We start from the raw sequence: 17,349 nt of genomic DNA, 5'->3' as shown, positions 1-17,349 counted from the left end.
ATTATGAGGAAAATAAATAGCGTTTTATCCGTCTTAGTTTTATCAATAGTAATTGGTTGTTCAACAGATAAAGTATCAGAAAAGAAGATGATGAGTACAAGTACAAAGAAAAAAACAGTTGTTTATCAGGTTTTTACACGTTTGTTTGGGAATACAAATACCACAAATAAACCTTGGGGAACTATTGAAGAAAACGGAGTTGGTAAGTTTAATGATTTTACAGACAAAGCATTAACAGAAATTAAAGATTTAGGAGTTACTCATATTTGGTATACAGGTGTTCCTCATCATGATGTAATTCGTGATTATACCAAATTCGGGATTTCAAATGATGATCCAGATGTTGTTAAAGGTAGAGCAGGATCTCCATATGCTGTTAAAGATTATTACAATGTAAACCCAGATTTGGCTGAAAATGTGGCAAATCGTCTAAAAGAATTTGAAGCTTTAATTGCACGTTCTCATAAAAATGAATTAAAAGTGATTATTGATATTGTTCCTAATCACGTTGCAAGAAATTATGAAAGTGTATCAAACCCTGAAGGAACTAAAGATTTTGGAGCAGATGATGATAAAACAGTTATTTATGATGTAAATAATAATTTTTATTACAATCCGAAGAAAGAATTTGAAGTTCCTGATTATTTAAATGACTATTCACCTTTAGGAGGTGAAAGTCATCCTTTATCTGATAGAGAATTTGATGAAAACCCTGCAAAATGGACAGGGAATGGTTCGCGATCTCCAAAGCCTAATTTTTATGATTGGTACGAAACTGTAAAAGTAAATTATGGTATTTCTCCAGAAGGGAAAAAAGATTTTGATGAATTACCATCAGGTTTTGAAAATGAAGATTATAAAAAGCATTTTGCTTTTTGGCAAGATAAAACAGTACCCAATTCTTGGGTGAAGTTTAGAGATATTGCTTTGTATTGGTTAGAAAAAGGAGTTGATGGTTTTAGATATGACATGGCAGAAATGGTGCCTGTTGAGTTTTGGAGTTTTATGAACTCAGCTATAAAAATGAAAAATCCAAATGCTTTTTTATTAGCAGAAGTGTATAATCCACAAATGTATAGAGATTACATTAGAAAAGGAAAAATGGATTATTTATATGATAAAGTTCAGTTGTATGATACTATAAAACACATTATGCAAGGTGATGGATTAACGGATCATATTCCTCCAATTCAAGAAGATTTAAAAGATATTGAGCATAATATGTTGCACTTTTTAGAAAATCATGATGAGCAAAGAATTGCTAGTCCTGAGTTTGCAGGAAGTGCTGTTAAAGCCAAACCAGCAATGGTTGTTTCTACAACTATTTCTACTGCACCAACGATGGTTTATTTTGGACAAGAATTTGGTGAAGATGGATCTGAAGACGCAGGTTTTGGAACACCATCTAGAACTTCAATTTTTGATTATGTTGGGGTTCCTTCTTTTCAAAGATGGGTAAATGATAAAAAGTTTGATGGAGGACAGTCTACTAAGGAAGAATTAGAATTAAGAGATTTTTACAAGCGTTTGTTAAACTTTACAATTAAAAGCGATGCTTTGATGGGTGAATATCAAGATATTCATCAATTTAATAGTGAAAATACAGAATGGTACAATGATAAAGTATTGTCTTTTGTACGTTGGAGTGCTGATGAGAAATTAATTATTGTTTCTAACTTTAACTCAGAAAATACGTACGGTTTCGATTTAGGTTTACCACAAGATATTATTGAAAAATGGAACTTAAAAGATGGTGAATATACGTTAGAAGATCAATTGTATAAAAGATATGTTACCACTTTAGTTGTTAAAAATAATCAAGCGAAACTTAGAGTAGATGTTAAACCATTAGAATCGTTCATTTTAAAAGTTAAAAAATAAAAAAAGTAATTATGAAAAATATCATTTTTATTATCAGTTTAATAGCATTAATTAGCTGTAAAGAAACTACATCAACAAAAAAAATAGCTAAAATGGAAACAAAAGAGTTTGTCTGGGAAGGAGCAAACATTTATTTCTTGTTAACAGACCGTTTTAATAATGGAGACACAAGCAATGATATTAATTTTGATAGAACTAAAGAAACTGGAAAACTTCGTGGTTTTGAAGGTGGAGATATAAAAGGTATTACCCAAAAAATTAAAGAAGGTTATTTTACAAAACTAGGAATTAATGCCATTTGGATGACGCCAATTGTAGAGCAGATTCATGGTGGAGTAGACGAAGGAACTGGTTTATCTTATGGTTTTCATGGGTATTGGACTAGAGATTGGTCTAAAATCGATCCAAATTTTGGAACAAAAGAAGACTTAAAAGAATTGGTTACAATTGCTCATAAAAACGGAATTAGAGTTTTGTTAGATGCTGTAATTAATCACACGGGTCCTGTAACAAGTAAAGATCCTGTTTGGCCAAGTGATTGGGTAAGAACTGGCCCACAATGTTCTTACAATAATTACGAAAACACCGTAAGCTGTACGTTGGTTAAAAATTTACCAGATATTAAAACAGAAAGTGATGAAAGTGTAGCGTTACCAAAAGAATTAATTGCAAAATGGAAAGCTGAAGGACGTTATAAACAAGAAGTTCAAGAGTTAGAAGAATTCTTTGCAAGAACTGGTCACCCTAGAGCGCCACGTTTCTATATAATGAAATGGTTAACAGATTATATTACAGAATTTGGTATTGATGGTTACAGAGTAGATACAGTAAAACATACAGAAGAATTTGTGTGGCAAGAATTTAAACAAGAATGTGATTATGCTTTTGCAGAATACAAAAAAAATAACAGAGACAAAGTATTAGATAATAATAACTTTTATTTGGTTGGTGAAGTGTATAATTATGCCATTTCTGATGGAAAAGCATTTAATTTTGGAAACAAAAAGGTTAATTATTTTGACAAAGCATTTAATAGTTTAATCAATTTTGAAATTAAATGGAATGCGAAACAAATGTCTGAAAAAGATGTATTTCATAAATATGATACAATTCTTCAAAACGGTTTAAAAGGGTATGGTGTATTAAATTATATGACTTCACATGATGATGGTCAACCGTTTGATAAAGAAAGAAAATTACCATACAAAACAGCAACAATGTTATTGTTAACTCCTGGAACTTCACAAGTTTATTATGGCGATGAATCTTCAAGAAATTTAACGATAAAAGGTACAGTTGGAGATGCAACTTTACGTTCTTTTATGAATTGGGATGATATTAACAATAATGAAGAAACAAAGAATATTCTAAATTATTGGCAAAAATTGGGTCAATTTAGAGCAAATCATATGGCTGTTGGAGCAGGAAAACATGAATTAATTTCTGAAGAAAATGGATTGGTTTTTTCTAGAGTTCGGAATAATGATAAAGTTGTAATCGGACTTAATTTGCCAAAAGGGAATAAAGAAATTACTGTTTCTTCAATCTTTGAGAATGGCGAAAAAGTAAATGATTTTTATTCTAATCAAACTTTAGAAGTTAAAGACGGTAAAGTTCGTTTTTCATCAAAAGATACGGTTGTTTTATTAGAAAAGAAATAAGTTATGAAAATCAGATTTTTTTTGATTGTTATTTGTGCAAGTTTATCATCTTGTTGGGCTGAACCAGAAACAGTTTTGGTTTCTCCGGATGAAGCAATTTCTCTAGAGTTTTCTTTAGATGAAAAAGGAAAACCTTTTTATACCGTTTTATTTAAAGATAAATCGATTATAAAAAAATCGTCTTTAGGTTTTGATTTTGAAAAGAGTAAGTCATTTGTTGATAATTTTGAAGTCATTAAATCGTCAACAAAAGCATTTAATGAAACCTGGCAAATGCCTTGGGGAGAACAGTTAGATGTTGTTAATTATTACAATGAATTACGAGTTGAGCTTCAAGAAAAATCAGACTTAAAAAGAAAGTTAAACATTGTTTTTAAAGTCTATAATGATGGAGTTGGTTTTAGATATGAATTTCCAAAACAAGACAATTTTAAAGAAGCTTTCATAACAGAAGAGAATACACAATTCAATTTAACAGAAGACTATAAAACCTTCTGGATTCCTGGAGATTGGGATATTTATGAGCATTTGTATAGTACAACAATGTTATCAGAAATTGACGCAAAAAATTATAAAGTAAATAGTGCCTTAGCGCAGACAAGTATTCCAGAAAACGCTGTTAATACACCTGTAACTTTAGTTAGTAAAGATGGTATTCATTTAAGTTTTCATGAAGCGGCTTTGGTAGATTATTCTGGGATGACTTTAAAAGTAGATCCTAAAAATCTATCTTTTAAAAGTAGTTTAGTTGGTTCTAGAAATACAACTTATAAAGTAAAAAGAACTTTGCCTTTTAATACTCCTTGGAGAACGATTCAGATTACAGAAAATGCGCCCGATTTAATTGAATCGAACTTAATTGTAAATTTAAACGAGCCTAATAAATTAGGAGATGTTTCTTGGTTTAAGCCAATGAAATATACAGGTGTTTGGTGGGAAATGCATTTAGGGAAATCTTCTTGGGATTATGGTATGGAAATGGTTGATGGAAAATGGACAGATACAGGTAAAGCACATGGAAAACATGGAGCAACAACAGAAAATGTAAAACGTTTTATTGATTTTTCTGCAAAAAATAATATTGGAGGTGTTTTAGTAGAAGGTTGGAATACTGGTTGGGAACGTTGGATTGGTTTTGAAGATAGAGAAGGAGTTTTCGATTTTGTTACACCTTATCCAGATTATAATTTTGATGAAATTTCTAAATATGCAAAATCTAAAGGTGTAGAAATTATTATGCATCATGAAACTTCTGCAGCAACAAAAACATATGAAAAGCAACAAGACGCTGCATACGCTTTAATGCAGAAATATGGAATGCATGCAGTGAAATCTGGTTATGTTGGTAAGATTTTACCAAAAGGCGAATACCATCATGGACAATATATGGTAAATCAATATAACAATGCAGCTATAAAAGCGGCAAAATATCAAGTTGCTGTAAATGCACATGAACCTATAAAAGCAACTGGTTTAAGAAGAACATATCCTAATATTATTTCTAGAGAAGGTTTACGTGGACAAGAGTTTAATGCTTGGTCTGGAGATGGAGGGAACCCGCCAGAGCACCTGCCAATTGTAGCTTTTACACGAATGTTAGCAGGACCTATAGATTTTACTCCAGGAATCTTTAATATTAAATTTGATGCGTATAAAAAGGAGAATCAAGTAAATACAACTTTGGCGCATCAACTTGCTTTATACGTCGTTATTTATAGTCCTGTTCAAATGGCTGCAGATTTAGTAGAACATTATGAAGCAAACCCAAAACCGTTACAATTTATTAAAGATGTTGGTGTAGATTGGTCTAAAACAAAAGTTTTAGGAGGAGAAGTTGGCGAGTTTGTTACAATCGCAAGAAAAGAACGTACAACTGGTAATTGGTTTTTAGGGAGTATTACAGATGAAAACTCAAGAGAAATAGAAGTCGATTTTAGCTTTTTAGATGCTGATCAATTGTATGAAGCTAAGATTTATAAAGATGGGAAAAATGCTCATTGGGATAAAAATCCATTAGATATTGAGTTTCAAACTATAGAATTACAAAACACTTCTAAACTAAATTTTCATTTAGCTGAAGGAGGAGGAATTGCTATTAGTATTAAGCAAAAGAGTTAGTTTGTTAATTTTGAATGGGTCTTTCTTACCTATACAAAAACCATACAAGTCGTAAATTTTATCTTTATTTTGTGATATTTTGTGTAAATTGGTAACTGAACATTGAGTTACCAATTATGTATAGAATTATTTTTTTATTTCTTTTAATTTCTTTTTCAAGTATTGCTCAAGAATTACCGCCAATTAAGACCTATACAGCTAAAGATTATAAAGCTGAAAACCAAAACTGGGCAATATCACAATCTGAAAATAAATTTATTTATGTAGCCAATAATAAAGGTTTATTAGAATTTAATGGTGCAATTTGGCAGTTATATCCTACGCCAAATGAAACCATAATGAGGTCTGTTAAGGTTTTGGGTGATAAAATCTACACTGGTTTTTACATGGATTTTGGTTTTTGGAAAAAAAACGATTATGGAGAATTGGTGTTTAATTCTATTGTAAAGAAGCAGCATATCCAAATGCTAGAAGATGAGCAGATTTGGAGTATCTTAGAAATTGATGGTTGGGTACTTTTTAAATCTTTAGAAAGGATTTATCTCTACAATTTAGAAACAAATGAAGTTAAGATTATAAATTCAGAATTTAGACTTTATATTTTATCAAAAGTAAATGATGTTATTTATTTTCAAGAAGGTAATAAAGGTGTTTTTAAAATTGAAAATGGTGTTCCGAAGTTAGTTTCTGATCATCAAATTTTAAAAGAAAATATTATAGTAGAAATCTTTAAAAAAGAAGGTAAATTACTATTTCTTACTCAAAAATCAGGGTTCTTCTATTTAGAAGGAAATGAACTCTCAAAATGGGAAACTCCATCTGAATCAATTCTTAAAAATGTAACAGTTTATAGCGCAAAATTGTTAAAAAATAATGATTATGCCTTAGGTACAATTTCTGATGGTTTTATATATTTAAATAGTGATGGTGCTGTTAATTACCAAATAACACAAGGATCGGGTTTAAATAATAATACGTTGCTATCTGTTTTTGAGGATAATGATAGTAATATTTGGTTAGGTTTAGATAATGGAATTAACTGTATTAATAGTAATTCTCCTTTCAGAATTTATAATAAGAAAAGTGATTTTATTGGTACTGTTTATTCGTCAATAGTCTTTGAGGGTAATTTATACTTAGGTACAAATCAAGGTTTGTTTTACCGAAATAATGAATCTAAAGACAGTTTTAAACTTATTGAAAATACACAAGGACAAGTTTGGAGTTTAGATATTATTGATAATTCACTTTTTTGTGGACATGATTCAGGTACTTTTTTGATTGATAAAAATAAATCAAAACTAATTTTTAATAAGCAAGGTACTTGGAGGTTAAAACAAATTGATGAAAATAAGATTATTCAAGGTTGTTATGATGGATTGTATATCCTTGAAAAAAAGAATAATACTTGGAGATTAAGAAATAAAATAGCTGGTTTTAATAATTCTAGTAAGTATTTTGTTAATTATGATTCAAATAAATTTTTTGTAAATCATGAATATAAAGGGGTTTTTAAGTTAACCTTAGATCAAGATTATAGAAAAGTTGTGGCTATTAGTAAAGAGGAGTCTCTTGCTAAAGGGCTTCATTCCTGTTTAATTTCTTATCAAGATAAAATTTTATATTCAAGTAAGAGAGGTGTTTTCTTATATGATAAAAAAAAGGATGTTTTTATAAGAGACAATATATATAGTCAATTGATTTCTGAAGACAACTTTATTTCTGGTGAATTGGCTTTTAATAAATCAAATAATATGCTTTGGTCTTTTTCAAAGGAAGATATTAAATATTTAATACCAGGAAAATTAAGTGATAAGCCAACAATAAAAAGTATACCAGTTTCAGCTTCTATGCCCAGAGCAACGTATGGTTATGAAAATATTATTCATATTGAAAATGAAAAATATCTTATAGGGACTTCTAATGGGTATGTTTTAGTTAACTTAAACAACTTAAATGGTCCAGGAGGTTTTAATGTAGAAATTAATAATGTAAATAACTTTATTTTTGATAACCCCAAAACGAAAGTGAACTTGTCTTTAAAGAAGAAATTTTCATCTAATGAAAATAACTTTCAATTCTTTTATAGTGTTCCAAATTATAATAAAATAACAAACATAAAGTACCAGTATCGTTTATTAGGTAAAAGTAAACAGTGGAGTATTCCTACAGATTCTAATTCAGTTTTATTTGAAAACGTTTCTTATGGTAGTTATACTTTTAAAGTTAGAGCTATTGTTGGGGGAGAAGTAAGTGTAAATGAAGCTGCTTTTAGTTTTATAATAGAAAGACCTTGGTATCTATCGAATACATTAATAACGCTTTATGTCATATTATCATTATTAGCGTTTTATTTAGTACACATTGCATCAAAAAGATATTATAAAAAGCAAAGAGAAGAATTACTCGAAAAAGCCCAAAAAGATTCAGAATTAAAAGAATTAGAAAGCTCACAGCAGATTATAAAACTAAATAACGATAAGTTAAGGAGTGATATAGAAAGTAAGAATAGAGAACTAGCAACCTCTACGATGAATATTATAAAGAAAAATGATTTCTTAAATACGATAAAATTAGAACTAATTAACGGTGGAGATAAAAGTATAACATCTGTAGTTAAGATTATTGATAAGAACTTAAACAATACAGATGACTGGAAAATGTTTCAAGAGGCATTTAACAATGCTGACAAGAACTTTCTTAAGAAAGTAAAAGATAAGCACCCAGGGTTAACACCAAACGATTTAAGGCTCTGTGCATACCTAAGGTTAAATTTATCTTCAAAAGAAATAGCTCCTTTACTTAATATATCTCCAAGAAGTGTAGAGGTAAAAAGGTACAGATTAAGAAAAAAGATGGACTTGCCTCATGATTCTAACTTAACAAATTACATCTTAGAAATATAATTCCCCAACACCCGCTTATTTAACCACTACATTACCACAACAAGGTTAAAAATGTATACTTTTTAGTTAATTAATTACACGTTGTAGAGCCCTATATTTATTGTTGATTTGGTGTTTTTATCCTTTTTTCTTTAAGATGTATACTTTTTGTATTGGTTGTTTTTATCATTTAACTAATAATTAACTATAATTTTAATCTCAAATAATAAATACCTTAATTCATGAGAAAAAAAATCACATTGTTATTCCTTCTATTCGTAGGTTTTTGTGCAACTGCACAAACTCTAAATGTAAAGGGAGTTGTAAAGGATGCTAAAACAGGCGATCCATTGCCTGGAGTAAGTATAATAATTAAAGGAACAGTCGTTGGTACTGAAACTGATTTTGATGGGCTGTATAGTCTATCTAAAGTAGATAGGGGAGTAACTCTTGTCTTTAATTATTTAGGATATGCCATTAAAGAAGTGGTAGTTAATAGTCAAACGTTAAATGTTTCTTTAGAAGAGTCGGCAGAATCGTTAGACGAGATTATTGTAGTTGGATATGGTAAACAAAAGAGAAAGGACGTTACGGGATCTGTATCTATTGTAGGTGAAGAAACTCTAGAAGCTTTAAAACCAATTGATGCTACAAGTGCATTACAGGGTACAACATCTGGTGTTGCAGTAAACCTTTCTTCTGGTGCACCTGGAGCAAAAGTTAATATTTTGATTAGGGGTGTTAGTTCTAACACAAATAACCAGCCATTAACTATTGTTGATGGTTATGAAGGTGATTTAAATAGTATCAACCCAAATGATATTGAATCAATAACTGTATTAAAAGATGCACAAGCAGCTATTTATGGTATAAAAGGTGCAAATGGAGTTGTGTTAGTTACTACTAAGATTGGAAAGAAAAATAAAAAAGCAACTATAAAGTATGATACATATGCTGCTTTTCAACAAACAACAAAAAAACTTGATTATTTAAATGCAACTGAGTATGCTTTAATTTTAAATGAAGCTTATTCAGCAAGTGGTCAAACATTACCATTTAATAATATTGGTCAATTAGGTAAAGGTTCAGATTTTCAAGATGAATTATTTAATGATGCATTGTTAATGAACCACAATATTAGTTTATCTGGTGGTGGAGAAAATTTCAGATATTTTATAAGTGCATCTCGTACAGAACAAGATGGTATTATTGCTAAAGATAAATCTAACTTTATTAGAAATAATATTAAATTAAATTTAGCCGTTGATATTAATGAAAAGCTTAATTTTTCAATTATTGCTAATTATTTTACATCGGCTTCTCAAGGGTTTGATGGTTCATTATTATTTAATGGATTAAATTATGCTCCAACATTTGGTCTAGATGAAAATGATACTAATAATTTTTTAGGAATTGAAATTGTAAATCCATTGTCATTATTACAAAATACATTTGGAGAGAATAATGGAAATGGTATTGAGGGTAATTTTAAGTTAGAATATAAACCAATTGAAGGTTTAAATATAGTTTCACGTGTTGGTTATAAAATTTATAACGAAAAACAACGTTCATTTACACCAATTCAAGAGTATGGTTCAAGTAAGGTTTATAACAAAACTCAAAGTTCTGTCTATCAATTTAAAGCAACCTCAACTCGTGTAAATTGGGAAACATTTGCAACGTATCAAAAAACATTTGCAGAAGATCATAATGCAACTTTTACTGCAGGTACAAGTGTTCAGAATGATTTGTTTGATGGTATTTATGCTACAGGTTTTGATGTGCCAAATAACTCATATGAGTTTGCAGACATTAGTTTAACAAATACACAAAGTGAACAAAGAAGTTTTAATACTGGTAACGGAGATATAAGATTAACATCTTTCTTTGGTAGAGCTCAGTATGATTATAAAGGAAAATATTTATTTTCTGGATTAATAAGAAGAGATGGAGCTTCGGTATTTGCTGAAGATAAAAGAGTTGATAACTTTTGGTCTGTAACAACAGGTTGGAAAGTTTCTGATGAAGATTTCTTAAAAGATAGTGATGTAATTAGTTTCTTAAAATTAAGAGGAAGTTATGGTACATTAGGAAACTTAGTTGGAGATAATTTATATAGATCTTTATTAAGTGGAGAAGGAACTTATGTTTTAGATGGTTCTTTAGTAGATGGTACTGCACAAGGTGGTTTACCAAACCCACAGGCAACATGGGAAACTGCAGAGAAATTAGATATTGGTTTAGATCTTAATTTATTTGATGATAAATTATCATTTGTAGCAGATTACTTTGTAGAAACAAGAAAAGATTTATTAATTCAAAACTTTCCAGTTTCAGGATTGTTAGGTTCTGGAGCTCCTGGAGGCGCAAATCCTACAGTAAACGCAGGTACATCTAAAAATATAGGTGGTGAATTAGCAATTAATTATAATGCTATTTCTAAAGAAGATGTTTCATTAAACTTAGCTTACAACGTAACTTATGTTAAAAATGAGGTTACAGAAGTTTTAGATGATGCTTTTGTTGAAGGTGGTGGTTTTGCTATTGGTAATCCTGCACCATCAAGAATGGAAGTAGGGCAACCAATTGGATATTTTTACGGTCTTGTTTCTGATGGAATATTTCAAACACAGGCAGAGGTAAACTCACACCCATCACAATCTGGTCTTGGGTCTAATGTAACATCACCAGGAGATATTAGATATAAAGATACAAATGGAGATGGAGTTGTAGATTTTGAGGATAGGGTTAATATCGGTAAGCCTCAAGCAGATTTTTATATGGGATTCAATATTTCTGGAACTTATAAAAATTGGGATTTTGCTACTTATTTATATGCAGAAGTTGGTAAAGATATGGTTAGAAACTTCGAACGTTTTTTACCAAATGTTAACAAACCTGCTTATTATTTAGATAGATGGACAGGAGCAGGAACAAGTAATTCTGTACCTAGAGTAACAAATGACGCAACTAACAATAAATTGTTTTCAGATTTCTTTGTAGAAGATGCTTCTTTTTTACGTCTTCAAAATATTCAAGTTGGATATAATTTTTCTTCAGACTTATTAGAAAAAGTTGGCCTTACTAAATTAAGATTATATACATCTATCAATAATTTATTCATATTAACTAAATATACAGGTTTTGATCCTACAGTTAATGGAGGTGCAATTGGTGCAGGTATTGATTATGGTACATATCCATCTGCAAGACAGTTCTTATTAGGTTTAAATGTTACATTTTAAAAAATAAAAGATGAGAAATTACAATAAAAAAATAAAATTAGGATTCATCTTTATGGCAAGCTTATTTATTTTAAGCGCCTGTTCAGATGATTACTTAAATAATTCTAAGATTTATGCAGAAGATTCTGAATCTTTTTTCAATTCAGAAGCAGATTACTATAATGCATTAGTAGCTGCATATGACCCATTACAATCTACATTTATAAATGTATTAATGGGCGAGATTGCATCAAACAACACACTTTGTGGTGGTGAGAGCGCAACTGATGTTCCTGGATATCAACAAGTAGATGATATGACACATTCTCCTATAAATGCTCAACTTCAAAATTTATGGAGTTGGATGTATGGAGGTGTAAATAGAGCATCTTATATAATTGAATTTAAAGATAAAACAGATTTTACAGGTAAAAATGTAATGCTTGGAGAAGCTTATTTCTTAAGAGCATATTACAATTTCGAATTAGTTAAATGGTTTGGTGATATTCCTATTAAACCAGAAGGACGTTTTGTTTTAGGTGATGAAAAAACATTACCAAGATCACCAAAAGCAGATGTTTATGCTTTAATTGAAGCAGATTTAAAATATGCTGTTGCTAACTTATCTTACACAGCTCCACAAACTGGTAGAGCTACAAAAGGTGCTGCAGAAGCATTGTTAGGTAAAGTTTACTTATATCAAGATAAATTTACAGAAGCTGCATCAATTTTAGAAAGTGTGATTAACAATGGAGGTTACGTTTTAGAGTCTGATTATAATAAAATTTTCGAATTTGCTGGTGAAAACGGAACTGGATCTGTTTTTGAAGTGCAATATACAGATGTAGAAGGAGCAGGATTTGGTTGTTTACAATGTAGTGAAGGTAATGTAGCTGTAGGTTTTCAGGGTGTAAGAGGGTATCAAGGTACTTTATTTACTTCTGGGTTTAGTTTTAATGTTCCAACTCAAGAAGTTGTAGATGAATTTGAAGCTGGTGATAATCGTAAAGATGTAGCAATTTTAGATATAAATGCTTGGGCTGCATCAACTGGAGCAGAATTTACTACAGGTTATGAACACACAGGGTATTTTAATAGAAAATACATTCCTAGAGTTAGAAGTGCAGATGCTGCAGGAGATTTAAATATTACAAATCCAAATAACTACAGAGCAATTCGTTTTGCAGATGTATTATTAATGGCTGCAGAAGCAAACAATAGAAAATCAACTCCAAATGATACTAAAGCTAAAACTTTTTTAAATAGAGTTAGAGAAAGAGCTTTTGGTAATGCAGACAATAACATTACTACAACAGGGTCTAATTTAACTTCTGCAATTTATAAAGAACGTAGAGTTGAATTAGTAGGTGAAGGTCACCAGTTTTTTGACTTGGTTAGAACAGGTAGAGGGGCTCAAATTGCTGGTTTTACAACTGGTAAAAACGAAGTTTTCCCAATTCCTTTAGAAGAAATACAGTTTTCACAAGGAAATTGGTCACAAAATCCACAATACTAATATAAAAAAGTATGAAAAAAATTAAAACAATATATAAGGCATTAATTATATTTTTAATTATTAGCGCTTGTACAGAAGAAGATAGAAGCCTAGACTTCTTAAATAACATAGCACCTCCAACTAATGTTGCGGCTGCTTATAATTTAACACAAGACAATTCTGGGTTGGTAACAATTATACCAACTGCAGATGGAGCAACTTTGTTTGATGTTGATTTAGGAGATTCATCTCCAGTAGAAAAAGATATTGAATTAGGAAAGAATGTTCAGCATACTTATGCTGAAGGTAACTACACTGTAAAAATTGTAGCTTACAATATTAAAGGAGATGCTGTAGAAGCAACTCAAGAATTGGTAGTTTCTTTTAAGGCGCCTCAAAATTTAGTAGCAGCTTTAGATAATGATGCAGCAGTTTCAAAGCAAGTAAATATTACTGCAACAGCAGATTATGCAGCTACTTATGAGTTTTATTCTGGTGAAGCAGATATAACTCAACCAGCTGCAACTGGAAATATTGGAGATGTTGTTAATTATCAATATGCTGAATCAGGGATATATTCAGTAAAAGTAATAGCAAAAGGTGGGGCAATTGAAACTACAGAATACACTGAAGATTTTGAAGTAACTGAAATTTTAGCACCTGTAACATCAACTGTTACACCACCAGCTAGAAATGATGTAGATGTTATTTCTATATTTAGTGATGCTTATACAGATGTTGCTGGAACCGAATTTAATCCAAATTGGAGTCAGAATACAATTTATACTGCTTTCGATTTAAATGGAGATGCAATGTTACAATATAGTAACTTAAATTATCAAGGAATAGTCATAGGATCAGAAATTGATGCTTCATCTATGGAAATATTACACTTAGATATTTGGACACCAGATGCAACAAGTATAGATATTTATCCATTACCAAATGGTGTGCAACCTGCAGACGAAAAGTTTGTAACGAAAGTTTTAACAGCAAATAGTTGGACAACGATTAACATCCCAATGTCAGATTTTACAGATCAAGGTTTACCAGTTGACATGCTTAAACAATTTAAGTTTGTAGGAGCTGGAACAGTATTTATAGATAATATTTATTTCTATAAAGCACCATCACCTACAGGAACTCCAATCGTTTTTGATGATTTTGAAGGAAATGGAAATATTTCAACTTGGGCTGGAGATGATTGTGGAATGGATAATGCATTTGCAAATCCATTTAAAGATGCTTTAAATGATTCTGATACAGTTTTAGAATACAATGATACAGGTGGACAATATGCAAATGTACGTTTTGATAAAGATTCTGATTTTGATTTATCTGGAGGTAATAGTGTATTTACATTAAAAATTTATGTGCCTTCTTCTAGTGTAACTGGAAGTCAACCAAATCAACTTTCTTTAAAATTACAAGATTCTGATTCAAACCCTTGGGAAAGACAATCAGAAATTATTAAAGAAATCGCATTAGATACTTGGCAAACAGTTTCTTTTGATTTTGAAAATGATGATGTATTAGGTGTTACTAATCCATTAAGTATTACAAACTTTAGAAGAGTAGTTTTACAGGTTAATTCAGAAAATAATAATGATAATGTTATTGCTTACTTAGATGATTTATCTTATGGTAATGAAACAGCTGTAGACACAGCTCCATTCGTAAAAGATAGTTTTGAAGGAGATGGTACAATTACAACTTGGGCAGGAGATGATTGTGGAATGAATAATACTTTTGCAAACCCATTTAAAGATGCTTTAAATGATTCTGATACAGTTTTAGAATACAATGATACTGGAGGACAATATGCAAATGTTCGTTTTGATATTTCACCAGATTACGATTTGAATGCAAAATCTAAATTTTCATTAAAAATTTATGTGCCATCATCTAGTATTTCAGGCAGTCAACCAAATCAAATTTCTTTAAAATTACAAGATTCAGATGGAAATCCTTGGGAAAGACAATCAGAAATTATTAAAGAAATTGCATTAGACACTTGGCAAGAAGTAACGTTCGATTTTGCAAGTGATACTGTTTTAGGAGTGACTGATGCATTAAGTATCACAAACTTTAGTAGAGTTGTTCTTCAAGTAAATTCTGAGAATAACAATGATACAGTAATTGCTTATATAGACGATATAAATTATTATAATTAAAATATAAAAAAAATGAAAAAATTTAAAAATATTTATATAATTTTATTTTCTGTAATGACTGCTTTCTTTAGTTGTCAAGAAAATGATTATCAATTTGGAGAAATTATTTCTCCTTCAGACATCGTTATTACTGCAGAAATTGTAGGGGTTGATACAAATAATCCTTTTGGAGACGGGAGTGGTTCTGTAAACTTTTCTGCAACTGCAAATAATGCGTCTTCGTATGTTTATTATTTTGATGGAGTTGCATCTGCTTCACCTACTGGTGAATTAGCAAAAAGGTTTTCTAAAGTTGGTGTAAACATTTATACAGTTGTTGTAAAAGCAAATGGTACAGGAGGTGTTTCATCAACAAAAACAATTGACGTAGAAGTGTTTAGTTCTTTTTCTGATATTGAAGCAGAGAATTTATTAAGTGGTGCTAACGTTGGTGATAATAAAAAATGGTACTGGCAAGCTGACAAAGATGTTCATGTTGGTTTAGGCCCAGTTACTGATGATTATGGAAATGGTGAGTTTGGATATGAAGCTTGGTGGAATGGTATTAAAGCTTGGGATGCTGAAAAAGGATGTATGTATGATAATGAATTTGTTTTTACTAGAACAGCAAATGGTCTTACGTTTGAACAAACTGTTGGTCCTGCTTTTATTCCTGCTACTTATGCTGGAGATCTAGGTGTTGGAGGAGACCAATGTCATGATGAAACAGTAGCTACTTCTATGTTTGGTGTAAAAACAGTTTCTTTTGGACCTTCAACTTCTAAAGCGGCCTTAGAAGGTTCTTATGATAATGTACCATATAGAGGTACAAGTTTTGAAATTTCTGATGGAGGTTTTATGGGATGGTTCGTAGGTTCTGGAACTTATGATATTATTTCTATTTCTAAAGATGAAATGATTGTTAGAATAATTCAAGCTGGAGATGGATTTGCTTGGTATCATAAATTTACATCTACAAAACCTGTTCAAGGCACAAGCTATACTTATAATAACTTAGTATGGGAAGATGATTTTAATACAGATGGAGCTCCTGATGCTACAAATTGGACTTACGACCTAGGTGCAGGTGGTTGGGGTAATGGAGAGTTACAAACATATACTGATACAGCAGATAATGCTAAAGTAGAAGGTGGTTCTTTAATTATTACAGCTAAAGCTGATGGTAGTGGTGGTTATACTTCTGCAAGATTAAAATCTCAAGGGTTACGTAAGTTTACTTATGGTAGAATTGAAGTGAAAGCAAAATTACCTGCAGCTGCAGGTACTTGGCCAGCAATTTGGATGTTAGGGTCTAATTTTCCAACTGCTAATTGGCCACATTGTGGAGAGATAGATATTATGGAGCAAACTGGAGCTGATAAAAATACCACTTTAGGTACTTGTCATTGGTTTGATACTGCAAGTTCTTCTAATGCAAGTTATGGTGAAACTACTGCAGTTGCAGATGCATCTTCAGAATTTCATTTATATACAGTAGAATGGACAGATACAGCAGTTAAAATTTATTTAGATGATGTTAAATTTTATGAGTTAGCAAATAGTGCTGATTTACCATTTAATGCTGATTTCTTTTTAATTCTTAATGTAGCAATGGGAGGATCTCTTGGAGGAACTGTTGATGCAGCATTTACAGAAGATACAATGGAAATTGATTACGTAAAAGTATACCAAGAATAATAGATTTTTGAATTTGATTTAATAAGGTCAGTTAAAAGTTGCTGGCCTTATTTTTCAAATCTTAACGATTTCTAATAAAATTTTTATAACGTAAGTTTTTTGCTCACTTCAATTCTTTGTTGTGGTAGCTTAATAGAAAATTTACGTCTTAATATTAATGCTTAATAGAACAAACTAATAAAGAAGAACGAGTGTTAAATACACTGTTTTCAAATCAAATAATATTTCAGGTTT

8 protein-coding genes are annotated in these 17,349 nt (G+C 30.6%); all 8 read left to right on the top strand.

Going from position 1 to position 17,349, the window contains the following annotated elements:
- Positions 1 to 3 precede the first annotated feature (3 nt).
- The 8 genes from BTO07_RS04390 to BTO07_RS04355 all read left to right on the top strand — a co-directional run bounded on the left by BTO07_RS04390 (position 4) and on the right by BTO07_RS04355 (position 17,115).
- Complete coding sequence (locus tag BTO07_RS04390; protein WP_087520071.1) at positions 4 to 1,881, top strand: alpha-amylase family glycosyl hydrolase; 1,878 nt, start codon at positions 4 to 6, stop codon at positions 1,879 to 1,881.
- Between the two features lie 11 nt (positions 1,882 to 1,892).
- Positions 1,893 to 3,542, top strand: a complete 1,650-nt coding sequence (locus tag BTO07_RS04385; protein WP_087520070.1) for an alpha-amylase family glycosyl hydrolase — start codon at positions 1,893 to 1,895, stop codon at positions 3,540 to 3,542.
- Between the two features lie 3 nt (positions 3,543 to 3,545).
- Positions 3,546 to 5,660 (top strand): glycoside hydrolase family 97 protein, encoded by a 2,115-nt coding sequence (locus BTO07_RS04380; protein ID WP_087520069.1) that lies wholly within the window; start codon positions 3,546 to 3,548, stop codon positions 5,658 to 5,660.
- 116 nt (positions 5,661 to 5,776) lie between these two features.
- Positions 5,777 to 8,566, top strand: coding sequence for a helix-turn-helix and ligand-binding sensor domain-containing protein (locus BTO07_RS04375; RefSeq protein WP_087520068.1), 2,790 nt, complete (start codon positions 5,777 to 5,779; stop codon positions 8,564 to 8,566).
- A gap of 221 nt (positions 8,567 to 8,787) precedes the next feature.
- Entirely contained in the window at positions 8,788 to 11,790 is a 3,003-nt protein-coding gene (locus BTO07_RS04370) for a SusC/RagA family TonB-linked outer membrane protein (protein ID WP_087520067.1), read from the top strand.
- A gap of 10 nt (positions 11,791 to 11,800) precedes the next feature.
- Positions 11,801 to 13,285 carry a RagB/SusD family nutrient uptake outer membrane protein gene (locus BTO07_RS04365; protein ID WP_087520066.1) on the top strand — a complete coding sequence of 495 codons (1,485 nt, stop codon included), beginning with the start codon at positions 11,801 to 11,803 and terminating at the stop codon, positions 13,283 to 13,285.
- An 11-nt stretch (positions 13,286 to 13,296) separates the two neighbouring features.
- Positions 13,297 to 15,438: a hypothetical protein gene (locus BTO07_RS04360; protein WP_087520065.1), complete on the top strand. Its 2,142-nt coding sequence runs from the start codon at positions 13,297 to 13,299 to the stop codon at positions 15,436 to 15,438.
- 12 nt (positions 15,439 to 15,450) lie between these two features.
- Positions 15,451 to 17,115, top strand: a complete 1,665-nt coding sequence (locus BTO07_RS04355) for a family 16 glycosylhydrolase (RefSeq protein ID WP_087520064.1) — start codon at positions 15,451 to 15,453, stop codon at positions 17,113 to 17,115.
- The last annotated feature ends 234 nt before the right edge of the window (positions 17,116 to 17,349 follow it).

This window comes from Polaribacter sp. SA4-12, assembly GCF_002163675.1.
Classification (GTDB): domain Bacteria; phylum Bacteroidota; class Bacteroidia; order Flavobacteriales; family Flavobacteriaceae; genus Polaribacter.
This window is presented reverse-complemented; position numbering and strand designations above follow the sequence as displayed.